The organism is Streptomyces sp. NPDC007901 (assembly GCF_042959465.1).
Taxonomy (GTDB): Bacteria; Actinomycetota; Actinomycetes; order Streptomycetales; family Streptomycetaceae; genus Streptomyces.
Genome location: NZ_JBIBKW010000007.1, coordinates 18,635 through 36,977, shown reverse-complemented (window position 1 = coordinate 36,977; position 18,343 = coordinate 18,635). Strand labels below are relative to the sequence as shown.

16 protein-coding genes are annotated in these 18,343 nt (G+C 71.7%); 11 read left to right on the top strand and 5 right to left on the bottom strand.

Annotated elements, in window-relative coordinates; all coding sequences use genetic code 11:
* Positions 1–26 precede the first annotated feature (26 nt).
* On the bottom strand, positions 27–569 hold the full coding sequence (locus ACFZDK_RS23055) for a hypothetical protein (RefSeq protein WP_390975115.1): 543 nt from the start codon (positions 567–569) through the stop codon (positions 27–29).
* On the opposite strand from ACFZDK_RS23055, the gene ACFZDK_RS23050 reads away from it, so the two are divergent.
* Genes ACFZDK_RS23050 through ACFZDK_RS23040 form a run of 3 tightly spaced genes read left to right on the top strand, consistent with a single transcriptional unit; the run spans position 534 to position 3,643 of the window.
* Positions 534–1,238: an ABC transporter permease subunit gene (locus ACFZDK_RS23050; RefSeq protein WP_390975114.1), complete on the top strand. Its 705-nt coding sequence runs from the start codon at positions 534–536 to the stop codon at positions 1,236–1,238. The two genes, ACFZDK_RS23055 and ACFZDK_RS23050, sit on opposite strands and share 36 nt — an antisense overlap.
* Positions 1,235–2,845 (top strand): benzoylformate decarboxylase, encoded by a 1,611-nt coding sequence (gene mdlC / locus ACFZDK_RS23045; protein WP_390975112.1) that lies wholly within the window; start codon positions 1,235–1,237, stop codon positions 2,843–2,845. The genes ACFZDK_RS23050 and mdlC overlap by 4 nt, the downstream gene beginning before the upstream one ends.
* A gap of 3 nt (positions 2,846–2,848) precedes the next feature.
* Positions 2,849–3,643 carry an ATP-binding cassette domain-containing protein gene (locus tag ACFZDK_RS23040; protein ID WP_390975110.1) on the top strand — a complete coding sequence of 265 codons (795 nt, stop codon included), beginning with the start codon at positions 2,849–2,851 and terminating at the stop codon, positions 3,641–3,643.
* A 361-nt stretch (positions 3,644–4,004) separates the two neighbouring features.
* Here the strand turns inward: ACFZDK_RS23040 and ACFZDK_RS23035 are convergent, their stop codons facing one another.
* On the bottom strand, positions 4,005–4,226 hold the full coding sequence (locus ACFZDK_RS23035) for a hypothetical protein (RefSeq protein WP_390975108.1): 222 nt from the start codon (positions 4,224–4,226) through the stop codon (positions 4,005–4,007).
* Positions 4,227–4,452: 226 nt separating this feature from the next.
* On the opposite strand from ACFZDK_RS23035, the gene ACFZDK_RS23030 reads away from it, so the two are divergent.
* Positions 4,453–5,469, top strand: coding sequence for a DNA-directed RNA polymerase subunit alpha (locus ACFZDK_RS23030; protein ID WP_365688700.1), 1,017 nt, complete (start codon positions 4,453–4,455; stop codon positions 5,467–5,469).
* Between the two features lie 116 nt (positions 5,470–5,585).
* Here the strand turns inward: ACFZDK_RS23030 and ACFZDK_RS23025 are convergent, their stop codons facing one another.
* Together ACFZDK_RS23025 and ACFZDK_RS23020 are read right to left on the bottom strand one after the other, a co-directional pair.
* Positions 5,586–8,036: a DHA2 family efflux MFS transporter permease subunit gene (locus ACFZDK_RS23025; protein WP_390975106.1), complete on the bottom strand. Its 2,451-nt coding sequence runs from the start codon at positions 8,034–8,036 to the stop codon at positions 5,586–5,588.
* 84 nt (positions 8,037–8,120) lie between these two features.
* The gene (locus ACFZDK_RS23020) at positions 8,121–8,732 is read right to left on the bottom strand and encodes a TetR/AcrR family transcriptional regulator C-terminal ligand-binding domain-containing protein (protein ID WP_390975104.1); all 612 of its coding nucleotides are present in this window, start codon (positions 8,730–8,732) and stop codon (positions 8,121–8,123) included.
* A gap of 614 nt (positions 8,733–9,346) precedes the next feature.
* Here ACFZDK_RS23020 and ACFZDK_RS23015 point away from each other — a divergent pair.
* Positions 9,347–10,348: a fatty acid desaturase gene (locus ACFZDK_RS23015; protein WP_390975102.1), complete on the top strand. Its 1,002-nt coding sequence runs from the start codon at positions 9,347–9,349 to the stop codon at positions 10,346–10,348.
* 54 nt (positions 10,349–10,402) lie between these two features.
* On the opposite strand, the gene ACFZDK_RS23010 is transcribed toward ACFZDK_RS23015, so the two are convergent.
* Entirely contained in the window at positions 10,403–11,665 is a 1,263-nt protein-coding gene (locus tag ACFZDK_RS23010) for a sugar diacid recognition domain-containing protein (RefSeq protein ID WP_390975101.1), read from the bottom strand.
* A 194-nt stretch (positions 11,666–11,859) separates the two neighbouring features.
* Here ACFZDK_RS23010 and ACFZDK_RS23005 point away from each other — a divergent pair, with 194 nt between their 5' ends.
* The 6 genes from ACFZDK_RS23005 to ACFZDK_RS22980 all read left to right on the top strand — a co-directional run bounded on the left by ACFZDK_RS23005 (position 11,860) and on the right by ACFZDK_RS22980 (position 17,653).
* Entirely contained in the window at positions 11,860–12,807 is a 948-nt protein-coding gene (locus tag ACFZDK_RS23005) for a transporter substrate-binding domain-containing protein (protein WP_390975099.1), read from the top strand.
* A 9-nt stretch (positions 12,808–12,816) separates the two neighbouring features.
* On the top strand, positions 12,817–13,581 hold the full coding sequence (locus ACFZDK_RS23000; RefSeq protein ID WP_390975098.1) for an ABC transporter permease subunit: 765 nt from the start codon (positions 12,817–12,819) through the stop codon (positions 13,579–13,581).
* The gene (locus ACFZDK_RS22995) at positions 13,578–14,378 is read left to right on the top strand and encodes an ATP-binding cassette domain-containing protein (protein WP_390975096.1); all 801 of its coding nucleotides are present in this window, start codon (positions 13,578–13,580) and stop codon (positions 14,376–14,378) included. The genes ACFZDK_RS23000 and ACFZDK_RS22995 overlap by 4 nt, the downstream gene beginning before the upstream one ends.
* The gene (locus tag ACFZDK_RS22990; protein ID WP_390975094.1) at positions 14,375–15,664 is read left to right on the top strand and encodes an FAD-dependent oxidoreductase; all 1,290 of its coding nucleotides are present in this window, start codon (positions 14,375–14,377) and stop codon (positions 15,662–15,664) included. The genes ACFZDK_RS22995 and ACFZDK_RS22990 overlap by 4 nt, the downstream gene beginning before the upstream one ends.
* 724 nt (positions 15,665–16,388) lie before the next feature.
* Positions 16,389–16,937, top strand: a complete 549-nt coding sequence (locus tag ACFZDK_RS22985; protein ID WP_390975093.1) for a SigE family RNA polymerase sigma factor — start codon at positions 16,389–16,391, stop codon at positions 16,935–16,937.
* Positions 16,934–17,653: a hypothetical protein gene (locus ACFZDK_RS22980; protein ID WP_390975091.1), complete on the top strand. Its 720-nt coding sequence runs from the start codon at positions 16,934–16,936 to the stop codon at positions 17,651–17,653. Before ACFZDK_RS22985 ends, ACFZDK_RS22980 begins: the two co-directional genes overlap by 4 nt.
* Positions 17,654–18,343 lie beyond the last annotated feature (690 nt).

Below are 18,343 nucleotides of genomic sequence, written 5' to 3'. Positions count from 1 at the left end.
AGTCACAGGGGGAGCCGCAGCCGCAGTCACAGCGAGAGCCGCGGCCGCAGCGAGAGCCGCAGCCGCAGCCGCAGGGGGAGCCGCAGCCGCCGACGCAGCCCCCGCCCCTGCGACAGCCGCAGCCGCCAGCGCAGCCCCCGCCCCCGCCGCTGCGACAGCCGCCGACGCAGCCCCCGCCGCAGCCGCCGACGCAGCCCCCGCCCCTGCGACAGCCGCAGCCGCCAGCGCAGCCCCAGCCCTCGCCGCTGCGACAGCCGCCAGCGCAGCCCCAGCCCCCGCCGCTGCGACAGCCGCCGACGCAGCCCCCGCCGCAGCCCCCGCCGCAGCCGCCGACGCAGCCCCCGCCCCTGCGACAGCCGCAGCCGCCGACGCAGCCCCAGCCCCCGCGACAGCCGCAGCCGCCGACGCAGCCCCAGCCCCCGCCGCTGCGGCAGGCGCCGCCGCGCGCTGCCGCCGTCCCCTTCCTTCTCCGCTGGGCGGTGTTTCTCGGTGCCGTTCTCTGCTGGGAACTGGCCGCCCGCGCGCAGCGCAGTGTGTACTTCCCGCCGCCGCTGCGGATCGCCCGGCACGCCTACGACCTGTGGTTCTCGGGGCCCGCAGGCCGGCTGTTCCTCACCTCGGACGCCGTCGGCACCATCCTGCCGAGCCTGGGCCGGATGGCGGCCGGGTTCGCGCTCGCCGCCGTCACCGGGGTCGCCCTGGGGATCGCGGTGGGCCGCTCACGCCGGGCGTACGCGCTGTGCAACCCGGTGCTCCAGTTCGCGCGGGCCGTGCCGCCGCCCGCGCTGGTGCCGGTGTTCGTCGTCGTCTTCGACGTCGGTACGCCCATGCAGGTGGCGTCGATCGTGTTCGGCGCGGTCTGGCCGGTGCTGGTCAACTCGGCCGAGGGCGCCCGCGCCACCGATCCGCTGCGCCGGGAGGTGGCGGCCGTGCTGCGGCTGACGGCACCCGAGCGGCTGTGGTTCCTGATCCTGCCCTCCGCGCTGCCCCGGATCTTCGCGGGGCTCCGCCTCAGCCTGTCGCTCTGCCTGATCCTGATGGTGTTCTCGGAACTGCTGCCGGGCAGCGCCGACGGCATCGGGTTCACGCTCACCGACGCCCAGACGCGCTCCGACCTGCTCACGGTGTGGTCGGCACTGCTGCTGCTCGGCGCACTCGGGTATCTCCTCAACACCGCACTGCTGGCGGTCGAGAAGCGGCTCGTCGGCCAGGGAACGCCCGCAAGGAGGACGGCATGACGACGCCCACGGTGCGCGAGGCGGTCGTACGACTCCTCCGCGACACCGGCATGACCACGGTCTTCGGCAACCCGGGCTCCACGGAACTGCGGATGTTCCGCGACTGGCCGGACGACTTCACCTACGTACTGGGGCTGCAGGAGTCCGTCGCCGTCGGCATGGCGGCCGGGCACGCGCTCGGCACCCGACGGGCCGCGTTCGTCAGCCTGCACTCGGCCGGCGGGGTGGGGCACGCGCTCGGCGCGGTCTTCAACGCCTTCCGCGACCGGGTGCCCTTGGTGATCGTGGCCGGCCAGCAGGCGCGCTCCCTGCTCCAGTTGCGGCCCTTCCTCGGCGCCGACGAACCGGCCCGGTTCCCGCGTCCGTACGTGAAGTCCGCACGCCAGCCGGAGCGGGCCGAGGACGTGCCGGCGGTGCTCGCCGAGGCGTACCGGGTCGCGATGGCGCCGCCCCGCGGCCCGGTGTTCGTGTCCGTGCCCGAGGACGACTGGGACCGGCCCGCCGCGTTCGTCACGCCCCGCACGGTCCACTCGGGTTTCACGGCGGACCCGGCCGCTCTCGACGCGCTCGCCGCCCGGCTGGAGACCTGCGCGCGCCCGGCACTCGTGGTGGGACCGGGCGTGGACGACGAGGACGCGCTGGACGAGGTCCGCACGCTCGCCGAGCGGCTCCGCGCCGGGGTGTGGATCAGCCCCCTCTCCGGCCGCTCGGGCTTCCCGGAGTCGCACCCGCTGTTCCAGGGCTTCCTGCCGCCGGTCTCCCGCCAACTCTCCGCGCGGCTCGCCCCGTACGACCTGGTCGTCGCCCTCGGCGCACCGGTGTTCACCTACCACGTGGCGGACGGCGGCCCGCCGCTCCCGCCCGGAACCGAGCTGTTCCATCTGGACTGCGACCCCGGCCAGGCCGCCTGGCTGCCCACCGGCACCAGCATCGTCACCACCCTGCGCCCCGCGCTGGCGCACCTCGCCGGGCTGCTGAAGACGACGGCCGACCGCGATCCGCCGCCGCCCCGCCCGGCGCCGCCTCCCGCCCGCGCCGAGGGGCACATCACCCCGGAGCTGTTCTTCGACCTGCTGGACGCCCGTCTGCCGCGCGACCGGGTCCTCGTGGAGGAGGCGCCGAGCCACCGGGACGCGCTGCACGCGCGGGTGCCCGTCGCGTCGCGCGGGGGCTTCCTCACCACGGGCAGCGGCGCGCTCGGCTGGGGCCTGCCCCTGGCGGTGGGCCGGGCGCTCGCCGACCGGCGCCGGGTGGTGTGCGTGGTCGGGGACGGCTCGGCGCTGTACTCGGTGCAGGCCCTGTGGACCGCGGCCCGCCACCGGGCCCCGGTCACCTACGTCCTTCTGGACAACGGCGGTTACGCGGCCGTCCGCGCGCTGGGCCGCCGGATCGGCATCGAGCCCGTCCCCGGCACGGAGATCACGGGCATCGACTTCACGGCGCTCGCGGAGTCCTTCGGCTGCCCCGCGGCCCACGCCGAGCACCCCGGCGAACTGCCGGCCGCCCTGGACCACGCCCTGGGCCGCGGCGACGACAGCGGCCCCTTCCTCCTGCACGTCGCGGTGACCGGCGGCGCCGGCACCCTCTACGCACCCCGGGCCGGGTGAGGGATGCTGCGCCTCGACTCCGTCAGCCGGCACTTCGGCGACCAGCACGTCCTGGACGACATCAGCCTGACCGTGCCCGCCGGGCAGCTCCTCAGCGTGGTCGGGCCCTCCGGCTGCGGCAAGTCCACGCTGCTGCGCGCCATCGCCGGCCTGCTGCCCGCACAGCAGGGCACGATCACCGTCGACGGGACACCCGTGACCGGCGTCCCGGACCGGCTCGCGGTGGTCTTCCAGGAGTACGGCCGCTCGCTGCTGCCCTGGCTCACCGTCCGCGACAACGTGGCCCTGCCACTGCGCCGCCGGGGCCTGAACCGTGCCGCCCGCCGGGCCGAGGCCGAGATCATCCTCGAACGGGTGGGCCTGCACGGGGTCGCCCGCCGCCACCCGCGCGAACTGTCCGGCGGCATGCAGCAGCGCGTCGCCATCGCCCGGGCCCTCGTCTGCCGGCCCTCCCTGCTGCTCATGGACGAGCCGTTCGGCTCGCTGGACGCGGGCACCCGCGAGGACCTGGAGGACCTCCTCCTCGAAGTCCACCGCGCCGACGACACGACCATCGTCTTCGTCACCCACGACATCGACGAGAGCGTCTACGTCGGCGACCGCGTCGTCGTCCTCTCTCCCGGCCCCGGCGCCCGCGTCGTCCGCGACCTCCCGGTCACCCTCCCGCGTGAGCGCGACCAGCTCACCACCCGCAGCTCACCCGCCTTCGTGGCGCTGCGCACGGAGGTGGGACGGGCGGTGCGAGGCGGTCCGCGAGGCGCTCCGCGGGGAGGGACGGAATCGGGAGGGGCGCAATGAGCAGGTGCCATGCCGCCCGACGGCCGAGAGGGGTGGAACCGAATCGGTTCCACCCCTCTCGGCCGCTGTGCCCTGACAGGGCGGGGTGCGGGCGCGGTACGTGTGGGAGTCAAGCCGCCTTGGGTCGTGCGGCACGCAGGCCCGAGGCGGGCCCGGGTGCGTCCTCGTCGTGCAGGTAGGTGTCGTCCTCCCCGAAGTCCGGGGCCTGGAAGGGGTCGGTCACCGGAGGAGGCGATGCCGCGGCGGCACGGCGGGGTTGCCCTTCCAGGGCGGAGAACAGCGACGTCAGATCGATGAGAGATCTCGCTTTCGGTACAGGTCCCGGAAGGGACCTGGCGTGCCGTGACCGGGCACAGCGGTTCTACAGCTTGGTCATCTTGGCGTACGGACTCAGGATCCGCATCTGCGTGGAGCCGAAATCCACGAGTGCGGCGATTCCGTCCTCGATGCCGATCACCCGGCCGAGGCCGTACATGTCATGGGTGACCTGGTCGCCGACAGCGAACTGCTTGAGAGCCGGGACGACCGGGGCCTTGAAGGGGCTGGTGGGCAAGTGACGCTTCGGTGCAGCAGGCTTTGTCATCATCCCCAGTATGCGCCCAGGAACCCTACCGGTGGCCGAATCCGGCGGGCAGGAGTGGCCGATCACCGGCTTCCGGGGCCCTTCGCGGCGGCGCTGCCGAGCCCGCCGGCCGGCGCTCGGACGGGCGGGGTCGGGCGGTTCGGCTTCTTCGACGGCCGAACCGCCCGTACCCTTCGGGGGACTACGGCGTCACATAGCGGGCGCCAAACACTGGAGGCCATACCCCGTGCTGATTGCTCAGCGTCCCTCGTTGACCGAAGAGGTCGTCGACGAATTCCGCTCCCGGTTCGTGATCGAGCCGCTGGAGCCGGGCTTCGGCTACACCCTCGGCAACTCGCTTCGCCGTACCCTCCTGTCCTCGATCCCCGGCGCTGCTGTCACCAGCATCCGGATCGACGGCGTGCTGCACGAGTTCACCACCGTGCCGGGCGTCAAGGAGGACGTCACCGACCTGATCCTCAACATCAAGCAGCTGGTCGTCTCCTCGGAGCACGACGAGCCGGTCGTGATGTACCTGCGCAAGCAGGGTCCGGGTCTGGTCACCGCCGCCGACATCGCGCCCCCGGCCGGTGTCGAGGTGCACAACCCCGACCTGGTCCTGGCCACGCTCAACGGCAAGGGCAAGCTGGAGATGGAGCTGACGGTCGAGCGTGGCCGCGGTTATGTCTCCGCCGTCCAGAACAAGCAGCTGGGCCAGGAGATCGGCCGCGTCCCCGTCGACTCGATCTACTCGCCTGTGCTGAAGGTCACATACAAGGTCGAGGCGACCCGTGTCGAGCAGCGGACCGACTTCGACAAGCTGATCGTCGACGTCGAGACGAAGCAGGCCATGCGGCCGCGCGACGCCATGGCGTCGGCGGGCAAGACCCTGGTGGAGCTGTTCGGTCTCGCCCGCGAGCTGAACATCGACGCCGAGGGCATCGACATGGGCCCGTCCCCCACGGACGCCGCCCTGGCCGCCGACATGGCGCTGCCGATCGAGGAACTGGAGCTCACGGTCCGTTCCTACAACTGTCTCAAGCGGGAGGGGGTCCACTCGGTGGGCGAGCTCCTGGCGCGCTCCGAGGCCGACCTTCTGGACATCCGCAACTTCGGTGCGAAGTCCATCGACGAGGTCAAGGCGAAGCTGGCCGGCATGGGCCTGGCCCTCAAGGACAGCCCGCCCGGATTCGACCCCACCGCCGCCGCCTTCGACGCGGACGACAACGGGAACGCGGGTTTCATGGAGACCGAGCAGTACTGACCGGTACATGCCTGTACTGGCCGGTACTGGACGGTATTGACCGCAACACCGGCCCCGAGCCCTCCCGGACTGTGCGGGAGGGCTCGGGGGCTCGGGGGGCTCGGGGCAGCTGCCCTCTAGAAGGTCGGTCCGCCGGGTTCCGGCGCGTTCTCCTGCCCGCTCGTTTCCTGCTCCTCGTGGGCGAGGTAGAGGTCGAAGCCGTCCTGCCCGACGCCGTTCACCCGGACCGGGGCGGCCACCGGCGGGTAGCCGGAGGCGACCACCGTGTACTCGGTGCCCGGCAGATCAGGGAAGGCGTACTCGCCGTCCTCACCGGTGGTGCGGGTGGCGACCACGTTGCCGGCCGAGTCGAGCAGCGCCACCCGGGCGTCGGTCAGGGGCGAGCCGCTCCTGCCCCGGATGGTGCCGCGGACCGAGGCGGCCGGAGCGAGGAACACGTCCTGCGCGGCCCCGGCGTCTCCGACGGTCACCGCGGTGGCGGTGGGCCGGTGGCCCACGGCGCTCACGGTCAGGACGTACTCCCCGGCCGTCAGTTCGCCGAGACGGTAGCCGCCGTCGGTGCCGGTGACGGTGGAGTCCGCCACCTCGCCGTACAGGTCGGTGGCGACCACCAGCGCTCCGGTCACCGGGCGGTCGCCGGAGCGGACGCTGCCGGTCACTCCGGTGGTGCCGGTCAGCACCAGGTTGTACTCGACCGGGGAGCCGCCCACCGAGAGGGTGGCCACCTGCGGCTGGCGCCCGGCGGCCGAGCCGACCAGGACGTACGAGCCCGCGGCGGGGACGTTCACCGTGTAGCGGCCCGCCGGGTCGGCGAGGGCGTGGCCGAGCTGACGACCCGTCGGGTCGATCAGCGTGACCACGGCACCCGGCACCGGGACACCGCCGCCGGCCGCCAGCACCCGGCCGTACACCGACACACCCGCCGCCGGACCCGGCAGGTCCATGAGAGCCGCGGCCCGGGGCCGGACCAGGGGCGCGGCCCCCTCTTCCGCCTCTTCCGCAGTCGCGGCCATGCCTTCGGTCCGGGCCTGGATCTGGATCTGGGTCGCGTCCTGGATCTGGGTCTGGGCCATCGGGCTGCCCTTGCGGTAGAGCACCGCCGCGAGGACGGCGGCGACGACGAAGAAACCGGCCGCCCACCAGTAGGCGGTGGCGTAGCTGTGCAGCGCGGCGTTGGCCTTCACCAGCGGGGTCACCGGGTGGTGGTCCTTGACGTAGTCGGTTGCCGAGGTCGCCGCCAGGGTGGAGAACAGCGCGGTGCCGATGGAGCCGCCGACCTGCTGCATGGTGTTGGTGGTCGCCGAGGCGACGCCCTGGTCCTGCGGGGCGACGCCGAGGGTGGCCAGGCTCATCGCGGGCGGCATCACCATGCCGATACCGGCGCCCATGATCAGCAGCGGCGCCAGCACGTCCGAGGTGTAGGCCGAGTGCAGGTCGAGCCGGGTGAGCCAGACCATGCCGGCGGCCGCGAGGAGCGCGCCGACCGGGACGATCGGCTTGGCGCCCACCCGGGGCACCACGACGATGGTGGCCAGCTGCGCGAACACCATCAGCGCCCCGATCATCGGGAGGAAGGCCAGACCGGTCTTGACCGGCGAGTACCCCAGCGTCTCCTGCAGGTAGTAGGTCAGGAACAGGAAGATCCCGAACATGCCCGCACCGGTGACGAACACCGAGAGGTAGGCGGCCGCACGGTTGCGGTCGGCCAGCACCCGCAGCGGCAGCAGCGGGTGGGCGGTCCGGGTCTCCCAGAACGTGAAGAGAGCGAGCAGCACGCCACCGGCGGCCAGGAACGCCCAGACCATCCAGTTGCCCCACGGGTGGGTCTCGGCGTTGGCGAAGCCGTACACCAGCGAGAACATGCCGCCCGCGGCGAGCAGCGTGCCCAGCGAGTCGAGCCGGGGACGCGGGCCCTTCGCGGGGCGGTGCACGAACACCATCGTGCCGATCACCGCGACGACCGCGATCGGCAGATTGACGTAGAGGGTGTACCGCCAGTTCAGGTGTTCGGTCAGGACACCGCCGAGCAGCAGACCGATGGCACCACCGCTGCCCGCGATCGCGCCGTAGACGCCGAACGCCTTGGCGCGTTCCTTGGCGTCGGTGAAGGTCGTGGTCAGCAGGGACAGCGCGGCGGGCGCGAGCAGCGCGCCGAACACACCCTGGACGGCCCGGCCGACGATCAGCATCGTCAGGTTCTGCGAGGCGCCGGCCACCGCGGAGGCACCGGCGAACCCGATCAGGCCTATCAGCAGGGTCGTCTTACGGCCGAAGAAGTCCGCGAGCCGGCCGCCGAGCAGCAGCAGCGAGCCGAAGGCCAGCGAGTAGGCGGTGACCACCCATTGCCGGCCGTCGTTGGAGAACCCCAGGTCCCGCTGGGCGGACGGCAGGGCGATGTTCACGATCGTCGAGTCGAGCACCACCATCAGCTGGGCGAGGCCGATGACGGCCAGTACCCACCACCGGTGTGGTGCCTGGTGCTTGGCACCCCGGGCGGACGAGGACGCGGCGGACGCGGACGCGGCTGACGCGGCGTCGGCGTGCGCGTCGACAGAAGTGGATGACATGGCGGGGCTCTCCGGAAGTGGTGCTAGTGGTGCTGGTGGTCTCTGCGGCTCATGCGGTTGTGCGGTTGACGCGGTTGATGCCGTTCATGTGCTGACGAGCGCCCGGAGGATCACGGTCTCCAGGAAGTGCTCGAGGTAGTCGGCGTCGGCCTCGCGCCGCTCGACGATGGGCCGGGCGAGGACGGCGCCGATCAGCAGGTGCGGAAGACGGGCGGCCGTGGGGGAGTCCGCCGGGATCTCGCCGCGGGCCACGGCCCGCTCGACGATCTCCCGCAGCGTCGCCAGCTCCGGCTCGACGACGGCCTGGTGCAGCGCCTCGGCGAGATCGGGGTTCCGGTGCAGCGCGGGGGAGATGATCCGGGCGAGTTCGACGTCCTTGCGCGCGCCGGTGAAGCGCCGGACCAGCTCGTGGAGATCGCCGGCCAGCGAGCCGGTGTCCAGCCCGTCGAGGTCGAAGGGCTTGCAGTGCCGGAGGGCCGCGGCGACCAGCCGGGGCTTGCCCTGCCACTGCCGGTAGAGCGTGGCCTTGCTGCAGTGCGAGCGGGCGGCGACGGCGTTCATGGTCAGGGCGTCGTAGCCGTACTCGCGCAGCCCGTCGAGGACGGCGTCGTAGAGCTCGCCCTCGCGTTCCGGGGTGAGTCTGCGCGCGCGGGGCGCCGCCTCGGCGGTCCGCGCAGCGGTCTGTGGAGCGCCCATCCGACGACACCTCGTCTCCGCGTGCACAAGGGCTGTCGCCCCAGTAACTGATCGAAACAGTTTCGTACACTTGGAGGCTAGGCATTTCAGGAGCGAAATGCAAAGTATTTGAGCGATGTCACATTCAGGCTGATCCAGGCAGTGATGAGACTCGACCGCCTCTTTGCTTTCCCTTTGCTAATTGCAATGTCGAGGGTTCGGGGGTGCCCGGCAACGCAAGAGGCGGGTGTCGGGGGCGCCGAGTCGTTCTCCGGCGCCTCGCCCCGGTCGGCTGACCGCGGTCCGACCAACCGGATGCCTCCGCTGGACCCCGAGCGTGGATGTCAGGAGGCCGGTCAGCCCAGGACTGACTCAGCTCATCGCCCGCGCAGGCGCCTCCCGGGCGGGAGCGACCGCCCCCGCGGATGCCGGAACCGGACACCAAGGCCCGACTGCCGCCCACGGAGATCCAGTTCCGCGACGTTCACGCCCCGGCCATCGGCGACGGCCTGCGCGGATGCCGCCCGGTGCGATCGTGGGCAACGGACCACCGTACGCGCCCGAAACCACCCGGGCGCGCGACCCAGGTCGGTCCACCACCGGCTCCGAAAAGCCTGAGCGATGGTGAGGAACCGATGACCCCGATGCCCCCGATGAACCCGAGTGACATCGCCCGTACCGAACCCACCGCCACCAAACCCCCCACCACCGCACCCCAAGCCGATTCCGGGGCCAAGCCCCTACTGGACGCTCCCCAGACGGCCGCGGCGGGTGTGGCGATGTGGATCTTCGTCTTCGCTCCGCCGATCTCCCTGATCGCCGTGGTGCCGTTCGCGTGGGGCTGGGGCCTGTCCGCGCTGGACCTCGCCATGGCCGTGGTCCTCTACGTCATTTCCCTGGCCGGCCTCACGGTCGGCTACCACCGTCTCTTCACCCACCGCTCGTTCAAGGCACGGCGGGGCCTGCGGATCGCCCTCGCCGTAGCGGGCTCGCTGGGGGTCGAGGGCTCCCCCGTCCAGTGGGTGGCGAACCACCGCCGCCACCACGCCTTCGCCGACCGCGAGGGCGACCCCCACTCGCCCTGGCGCTACGGCACCGACACCCGCGCACTCCTCAAGGGACTCCTCCACGCCCACATCGGCTGGATGCTGAAGCGCGAACTGAGCAACCGGGCCAGGTTCGCCCCCGACATCGCCGCCGACCCCGATCTGCGGCTCATCGGCAACCTCTTCGGCCCCCTGACCGCCGTCTCCCTCCTGACCCCGGCGCTGGCCGGCGGCCTCGTCACCGGCACCTGGACCGGCGCCCTGACCGGCTTCTTCTGGGCCGGCGTGATCCGGATGGCACTGCTGCACCACGTCACCTGGTCGGTCAACTCGATCTGCCACGTCGCCGGCAGCCGCCCCTTCGCCAGCCGCGACAAGGCCACCAACTTCTGGCCCCTCGCCCTGCTCTCCTTCGGCGAAAGCTGGCACAACTCCCACCACGCCGACCCCACAAGCGCCCGCCACGGCGTACTCCCCGGCCAACTCGACCCCGCAGCCCGCCTCATCCGCATCTTCGAAAAGCTCCACTGGGCCCACGACGTACGCTGGCCGACCCCGGACCGCCTCACCACCCGAGTCTTCCCTGGGTAGTGCTGTGACCTGCACGGACGTCGACTGCGGTGGGTCCGGCGGGCGTCGCTCGGTTCAGCTTGTGCTCGGCTGGCTCCGCGGATCGCCGGGCTTCTTCACCGGCGTCGTTCGGCGCTCCCTGCGTTGTCGTGGCACGGCGGAGTCGGCGCCGCCGCCCAACTGGTCTGCCAGGCAGGCGAGGTAGAGCGCCATGGTGGTCCGGTGCTCGCGCAGGGGGCGGCCGGTGATCTGCTCGATCTTGTTCATCCGGTAGACGACGGTGTTGCGGTGGACGTGCAGGGCCTCGGAAGCCCTGACGAGGTTGAACCCGTTCTCGCACCAGGCGGTGATCGTGTCGCGGAGCGCCGGCCAGTCCGGTTGGGTGCGCAGGTCCGCGGTGGTGAGGTCGAGCAGCCGGTTGCGGGCGGACTGACTCACCGAGGTCAGGACCTGGTGGACGCGCAGATCGGTGATGAGGTGGACGGCGGAGCCGCTCGCCAGCCGGGTACCGAGGCGGAGCGCGTCGCACGCGTCCTGGTAGGAGTCGTGCAGCCCGCCGACGGAGGCGGCCGGCTCGCCGATGCCCGCACGGGCGGCCAGGCCGTCCTGGGCGGCGATGACGTCGGTGACCCGTCGGCAGTCGGCGGCCAGGGACGCCGTGGAACTCCCGGCCGGGATCCGGTGCAGGACGCCGATCCAGCCGGGAGCCGTGGAGGCGATGATGTCCTGGGGGTCGGCGAAGACCTCGCCGACGGTGCGGAGGAGTTCGGAACGGACCAGTGCCAGGGTAGGGGCGCCCTGGCGGTGGGCGGCCGCGCCGGGCACGGTCACCTCGAACGCCACCGCGACCCGTCGCAGCCGCAGGTCGAAGCCGAGTTCGGCGGCCCGGAACACGAGGAACTCACCCTCGACGACCTCGGGGTCGTAGGCGGCGATGTCGGCCAGCAGCTTCTCGCCCGCGCGTTCGGCCAGCAGCCGGGAGCGCAGCATCACGGACTCCCGCAGCAGGATCTCCGTCTGACGCTTCACCAGCAGGCCGAACCGCCGGACCTGGGTCGGCGTGCCGGTGATCCCGACCGTCCCCACCGCCTGCCCGCCCGCGATCAGCGGCAGGGTCATGCCGGGGCGCACTCCGCGCAGCGACTGGGCCTGGGACGCGTCGTGCGTGGCGGCCTCCTGCGTGCGGATGACCTGCACGGACGCCTCGTGGAAGGTGCCGACGCGGCTGCTGTCGCCGCTGCCGATGACCATGCCCTCCGCATCGGTGATCAGCACGTTGAAGCCGATCACGGCGGAGGTGTCCCCGGCGATCTCCTGCGCGAGTGACGGGCTCAGCACGGGCGTTCCTCCCGTCGCGGGGCGGGCCGGGCTTGGACGCACCGTACAGCGGAGGGATCGATTCCAGCGACAACTGTGTACGAAGTGACCGGTGACGTATGACGGGCCGCTCCCTAGCGTATGGCCCCAATCACCTCCCCGCCGGGGGCACAGCGCGGTGAACGGCGGGCTCCCTCAGCCGGAACGGAAGGCTCATGCCGATGATCCGTGTGCGCTCCATCGCCGCCTCTTTGTCAACTTTCCTCCTCCTTTCCTCCGTTGCCGCCTGCGGGTCGGGCGGTGACGACGCTCCGAAGAACGTCTCCGCGAAGACCGCCGCGCTGGGCACCCTCACACCCGGCGTCATCAAGGTCGCCGTGGAGCCGTACGCGCCGTACACCAGCGTCCAGGGCGGCAAGATCGTCGGCCTGGACGGCGACATCCTCGCCTACGCGGCCAAGAAGCTGGGCCTGGAGATCAAACCCCAGGTGACGGACTTCGCCGGCATGCTCGCCGGGGTGCAGTCCCGTCGGGTCGACATCACCATCGGCGGGGTCGCCTGGTCCGCGGAGCGGCAGAAGCAGGGCCTCTTCACCGACCCGCCCTACTACTCGCCCCCGGCGATGGCCGTCCGCGACGGCAAGACCTACAAGACGGTCGACGACCTGGAGAACCTGAGCCTCGGCACGGTCGAGGGCTACGTCTGGGTCAAGTCGATCCAGTCCGTACCCGGCGCCAAGCTGCACGCCTACCCGGACGCCAACGGAGTCTTCGACGACCTCGGCGCGGGCCGCATCGACGTCGGCTTCCTCGACCCGCTGCTCATCATCGCGGCCCAGAAACAACGCCCGGACCTGAAGATCAGCACCGAGTACCTCACCCCGCCCACCGCCGCGCAGGTGAAGGCGAAGCCCGCCTACTCCTACTTCCAGCCGTACCAGACCGGCTTCTACCTCCCCAAACAGGAGCCGAAGCTGGAAAAGGCGATCTCCGCGCAGATCGACGCCATGTACCAGAACGGCGAACTGGCGAAGCTCATCAAGAAGTACGGCGGCGACCCGGAGCAGTTCCTCAAGCCCTCGGCCGACATGGCCGTCGCGCGTCGGGGCGTCGACCGGCCCGCGGACTGGACCCCGCCGTCCATCGGCTCCATCGGCCAGTGAGGGGATGACATGTCCGGCTTCTTCCAGGTTCCCTGGTCCGACTACCGCCCCGACCTGATCGCCGCACTCGGCCGCACGGTGTCGTACACCGTGGTCAGTTTCGCCGGCGCGGTGCTCCTCGGGCTGGCGGTGGCCCTGCTCCGGCTGAGCCGGGTGTGGCCCGCACGGGCCCTCGCCGCCGTCTACACCGAGGTGTTCAAGAACGTCCCCCTCCTCGCGATCATCTTCCTCGCCTACTTCGGCCTGGCCTCGGCCGGCATCCGGCTCGACGTGTTCACCGCCGGATGCCTGAGCCTCGTCGTCTTCTACGCCGCCTACCTCTCCGAGATCTTCCGCTCCGCGATCAGCGGCGTGCACGCCGGACAGACGGAGGCGGGCGAGGCACTGGGCCTGGGCCGGGCCGGCATCTTCGGCCACGTGGTCCTGCCACAGGCCGTCCGGCTGGCCCTGGCCGGCACCAACACCATGCTCGTCGACCTGCTGAAGTCCACCTCACTGCTCGTCACCATCTCCGCCGCCGAGCTGATGTCGGAGGGGCGGCTCATCACCTCGGCCACCTTCCGGGCGCTGGAGGTCTACCTGGTGATCTCCGCCGTCTACTTCGTCCTGTGCTACCCCCTCTCCCAACTGCTCCTGCTGCTGGAGCGGAAGGTGCGGGCCGGCGTCCCCCTGTCCCCGTGGCGACGGCGGCGGATACGCGCCGCCCGCGCCCTGCTCGCCGCCGACCTCGGCACCGGAACCACGGCAACCGACCGGAAGGAGGCGGTCGTATGACCGAGCCCGTGACCACCGCCGAGACCGACACCACGTGCGCGTCGCCCACCGAGGCGGTCGTACGCATACGAGGACTCCGCAAGGCCTTCGACGGCCGCACGGTCCTCGACGACGTGAACCTGGAGGTCGACCGGGGCCGCATCGTGAGCGTCATCGGGCAGAGCGGCGGCGGGAAGACGACGCTGATGCGGTGCGTCAACCTGCTCGAATCCCCGGACGACGGCACGGTCGAAGTGGCCGGCGAAGTGGTGCACCAGGACGGCCGGAAGGTCTGCCGGGACCTGCCCGGACTGCGTCGCACGGTCGGCATGGTGTTCCAGCGCTTCAACCTCTTCCCGCACCTGACCGCCGTGGAGAACGTCGTACTGGCCCAGCGCGCGGCGGGTGTCCCCGAGCAGGAGGCGCTGGAGCGAGCCGTCACGCTGCTGCGCCGGGTCGGCGTGGCCCACCGCGCCCTCGCGCAGCCCGAGATGCTCTCCGGCGGTGAGCAACAGCGTGTCGCCATCGCACGGGCCCTCGCCCTCAAGCCCGAGGTACTCCTCTTCGACGAGCCCACGTCCTCCCTCGACCCGGAGGCCACCCGGGAAGTGCTCAGCGTGATGCGGGAGCTGGCCGCGGACGGCATGACCATGCTGCTGGTCACCCACGAACTCCCCTTCGCCCGCGAGGTGTCCGACCACGTCGTGTTCGTCGACCGCGGCCGGATCGTGGAGGAGGGCAGGCCGCGGGACGTCCTGGACAACCCCGCCCAGGCCCGGACCCGGGAGTTCCTCGCCTCGTACGGATCCGCGTCATGACCGCCACGCCCGGCCTCGTCGGTGACGGCCCCGTGGTGGTGGTCGGCGGCGGAGTCGTGGGCCTCTGCACGGCCTACTACCTGGCCGAGGCCGGCATCCCCGTGGAGGTCGTCGAGCGGCGCGGCCTGGCCTCGGGAGCCTCCCGCGGCAACGCGGGCTGGGTCTGCCTCAGTCACTCCAGCCCCGTCCCGGCCCCCGGCGTCGTGCGCTACGCCCTGCGCTCACTGGGCCGCCCGGACTCACCCCTCTATCTGCGCCCCCTGCCCGACCCGGCGTTCGTCCGCTGGCTGTGGCGGTTCTGGCGCAGCAGCACACCGGCCGCCTTCCAGCGCGGCTACGCGGCGATCGCCGAACTGAACCGCGACACCTTCGACCTCTTCGACGGCCTGCGCACGGCCGGCGTCGACACCACCCTCACCCGCCCCGGCATGGTGCACGCCTTCCTGTCCCCGGCCGAGGCCCGCCACCACCTCGCCGTCCAGCGGGAGATGGCCCACGACCGCTACCCGCTCCCCGACGACGTCGTCACCGGGTCCGCGGCGCGGCTGCTGGACGAGGCGCTCTCGGACCGGGTGCGCGCCGCGTACCTCGTCAAGGGGGAGGGCGTGGTCGACCCGGAGGCGTTCGCCCGCGCGCTCGCCGAGACGCTCGCCGCATCGGGGGTGAAGCTCCACGAGAACGCGGAGGCCACCGGCTTCCGCACCTCCGGGGACCGGGTCACCGCACTGCGCACCACCCAGGGCGACATCCCGTGCGCGGCCGTCGTCATCGCGGCCGGCACACGCTCCTCGACCCTCCTCAGCCGCCTCGGCCGTCCGCTGCCCCTCCAGGCGGGCAAGGGCTACAGCTTCTCGGTCGACCTGGACCCGGCGCCCCGGCACACGCTCTACTTCGGCGAGCGCCGGGCCGTCGCCTCACCGATCGGCACGACCACGCGCATCGGCGGCACGATGGAGCTCAGCGGCAACAACAACCGCCTCGACTGGCGCCGCATCGTCGCCGTCGCCCTCGCCAGCCGGCACTACCTGGGCCGCTGGTTCGACGACCCCGACGACCTGGTCGGCCTGATCCGCGACCCCTGGGTCGGAGGCCGCCCCTTCCTCCCCGACGGCCTGCCCGTCATCGACCGCGTCCCGGGCCAGGCCAACGCCTACGCCGCCACCGGCCACGGCATGCTCGGTATCACCCTGGGCCCGGTCACCGGCCACAAACTCACCCAGTACCTCCTCACCGGCCACCGTCCCGAGCCCCTGACACCGTTCCGCTTCGACCGGCTCCGCCGATGAGCAGTCCCCAAGGGCGTCTCCGGCCGGTCGTCAGTGATCAGCCCCCCTGATGCCAGAAGGGGATGCCAAAGGCCCGGACCGTGATCGGTCTGGGCCTTTTCTCTTGTGCCCCCGGCAGGATTCGAACCTGCGACACCCGCTTGGGGAGTTTTCTCTGGACAGGGCTTTGACCTGCGGAAACGTCGGTTACAGGGTGTCTGGTAGTGCTTACTGGCCAGGCCGTCCGCAGGGGAGTCGACGGCATCGTGAACCACGAACCGGCACCGTCCGAGCCGGGCGTCAGGGGCTCGACGGGTCTTGGAGCGCTCCGGCATCGAGGGCCTGGACCGGTACACGGATGCGGAAGGACCGGGTCCGTGGATGCGCTTCCCCCGTCGGCAACCTCAACCGCGCCCGCCGTACGGTCTACGCGGCCAGCGCCAGGGAGTGGCACGCCCGGTAGCGGCTGCCGTTGGTCCCGACCCCCATACCGACCTCTGGCGCGGCAAGCGTCTCCGCGTTGCAGCAGGCGGCCTACCAAGTAGGCAGGCGTCATCCTGCACGAGATTCCGCGGTCGTATGGAGCGATCGGGCCATCGGCCGGGGACACCGCGATCTGGATCGCCGCATCCCCGCGATGCTCCCCACGGCGAGCTTCGCGGCGTCGTGGTCGAGAAAGTGCGACCGGCAGGGCAGTCGAACTTCCTTCCCCACCCGTCTTTACAGAGGAACGAGGGAGGGCACATTGAACGCCGACGAGGAACGCCAGTTCCGAGAGTTCGTGGCGGCGCGGTCGAGACCGCTGCTGCACACGGCGTACCTGCTGACCGGGGACTGGGAGCAGGGCCGGGACCTGCTCCAGACCGCGCTTGCCTCCACCGCTCGGCGTTGGTCGAAGCTGCGTGACCGGGAACAGCCGGAGATCTATGTGCGGCGGGCGCTCTACCACGCCCAGGTGGATCGCTTCCGACTCCTCAGCTGGGGGCGGGAGACGGTCACGGACACCCTGCCGGACCAGCCGTCCGGGCAGGCCGCCGACTGGGCCGACACCGTGGTCCAGCGGCAGGACATCATGGCCGCGCTGCGGCGGCTGCCCAAGCGCCAGCGTGCGGTGATCGTGCTGCGTTACTTCGAGGACCGGCCGGACAACGAGATCGCCGCGATTCTGGGCGTCGCCCAGGGGACGGTCCGCAGCCAGACCCACAAGGCGCTCGCCTCTCTCCGCACCACCCTGGCCGAGGCGGGGCCGTCGGCCTCCTCCTCCACCGCCTCCGGAAGGGGCGTCATCGCATGAACGACTCGATCGAACACCCGCTGCACGACACGTTGCTGCACGATGCCCTGCACACACATGTGCGGGAGAGCGGCGGTGACGTCGTCGGTGCCTGCCTGGCCGGCCTGGCGGACGGTGCTTTGCGGGTCGCCCGGCGGCGACAGCGGCTGACCCGCGCCGGGGTCGGCGTCGCCGCCGTGGCCGTGGTCGCCACCGCCTGGGTGGCCGTCGCGGACGGCGCGACCCCCCGCGCGCACGTGGTTCAGCCCGCTGCAGGAGGTGGCACGGGGAACTCAGGGAAGGCGGCCCCGGTCTCCCTTCTGCCCGTCACCTCGTCCATGGAGCACGCCTGCACCCGAGGCAGCGGCGGCTACACCGTGCGCGCGACCGCGACCCAACCCGCGTTCTGTGTCCGCGTCGACCAGGCCAGGGGTATGACCGACGTCCATGTCACCTCCGCGAAGGCCGAGAAAAGCGTCACCGACGGCACGTGGCAGGTCGAGGTGACCCTCAGCCCCACCGACCGGACCCGATTCGCCGCCCTCACCGGCTCCATCGCGGCGGCCCCGGCCCCGCGCAACGAGTTCGCCATCGTCATCGACGGCAAGCTCCGCGGCAGGCCCTACGTGACCTCCTCGATCACCGGCGGCCGTTTCGAAGTCGTCGGGGCCTATGTCGGTGACCTCACCAGTGCCACCGCCCACGACCTCGCCCAGCGGCTGGATCCCGGCAGGTGAATGGTCAACTCCTGCTACGGCGTTGACACACCGGTGAGGAGAAGCAGGGGGAGTCCTCCGAGCCCCGGGGGTGCGGCACCCGCTCGCCGGTCCGGATAACAAAGAACCCCCGGGCCCCTGGCCCGAAGGCTTCACACGGAGCGAGCGACGAGAATCGTGGCCATGTGTCGTTCAGCGGCCCAGGACGTCGTACTCGGGTCCGCCTCGATGCGGAAACCCCGGTTCGAAGGCGGGCCACGGCCACCCTTGGCACGTCCACCCCTCTTCCGGATCGCGAGCCACCTCAACCCGCCACTGGCCCCCGGCTCCCCTCCCGGCTGCTCGGCTCTGCCCGGGGCACGATCTTCAGCACACGGGGAACGCCCTCGCCCTGTCCGGAGCGAGCCTGCGTGAGCTGATGCCCCCCGCGCTGATCCTGTCGTCGGCTGCGAAGCGCGGTGGCGGCGGCGAGTGGGGCGTGGCCGACGTCATGATCATCGACGGTCTGGCATGCGCGCCCTCCCTCGAACAGCTCCGGCATGCGCTGACTGCAGCCACCGACTCCGGCCGCGCAGTGCTCGTAGAGGCGAAGGCAAGGCGAGTAGGCCGAACTCGACGATCAGCGGAATTCCCGCCTCGGTAAAGCTTGGGAAAGTTGTTGCGCGTTCCAGCCCCTCGATGCAATCCCTTCGAGCGCCGTTTTCGTACCAG

What these genes read in the sequence shown, in the direction of transcription:
- mdlC (WP_390975112.1), top strand. Translation starts at nt 1,235, where the DNA reads ATGACGACGCCCACGGTGCGCGAGGCGGTCGTACGACTCCTCCGCGAC.
- ACFZDK_RS23040 (WP_390975110.1), top strand. Translation starts at nt 2,849, where the DNA reads ATGCTGCGCCTCGACTCCGTCAGCCGGCACTTCGGCGACCAGCACGTC.
- ACFZDK_RS23035 (WP_390975108.1), bottom strand. Translation starts at nt 4,226, where the DNA reads ATGACAAAGCCTGCTGCACCGAAGCGTCACTTGCCCACCAGCCCCTTC.
- ACFZDK_RS23025 (WP_390975106.1), bottom strand. Translation starts at nt 8,036, where the DNA reads ATGTCATCCACTTCTGTCGACGCGCACGCCGACGCCGCGTCAGCCGCG.
- ACFZDK_RS23020 (WP_390975104.1), bottom strand. Translation starts at nt 8,732, where the DNA reads ATGGGCGCTCCACAGACCGCTGCGCGGACCGCCGAGGCGGCGCCCCGC.
- ACFZDK_RS23015 (WP_390975102.1), top strand. Translation starts at nt 9,347, where the DNA reads ATGACCCCGATGCCCCCGATGAACCCGAGTGACATCGCCCGTACCGAA.
- ACFZDK_RS23005 (WP_390975099.1), top strand. Translation starts at nt 11,860, where the DNA reads ATGCCGATGATCCGTGTGCGCTCCATCGCCGCCTCTTTGTCAACTTTC.
- ACFZDK_RS23000 (WP_390975098.1), top strand. Translation starts at nt 12,817, where the DNA reads ATGTCCGGCTTCTTCCAGGTTCCCTGGTCCGACTACCGCCCCGACCTG.
- ACFZDK_RS22995 (WP_390975096.1), top strand. Translation starts at nt 13,578, where the DNA reads ATGACCGAGCCCGTGACCACCGCCGAGACCGACACCACGTGCGCGTCG.
- ACFZDK_RS22990 (WP_390975094.1), top strand. Translation starts at nt 14,375, where the DNA reads ATGACCGCCACGCCCGGCCTCGTCGGTGACGGCCCCGTGGTGGTGGTC.
- ACFZDK_RS22980 (WP_390975091.1), top strand. Translation starts at nt 16,934, where the DNA reads ATGAACGACTCGATCGAACACCCGCTGCACGACACGTTGCTGCACGAT.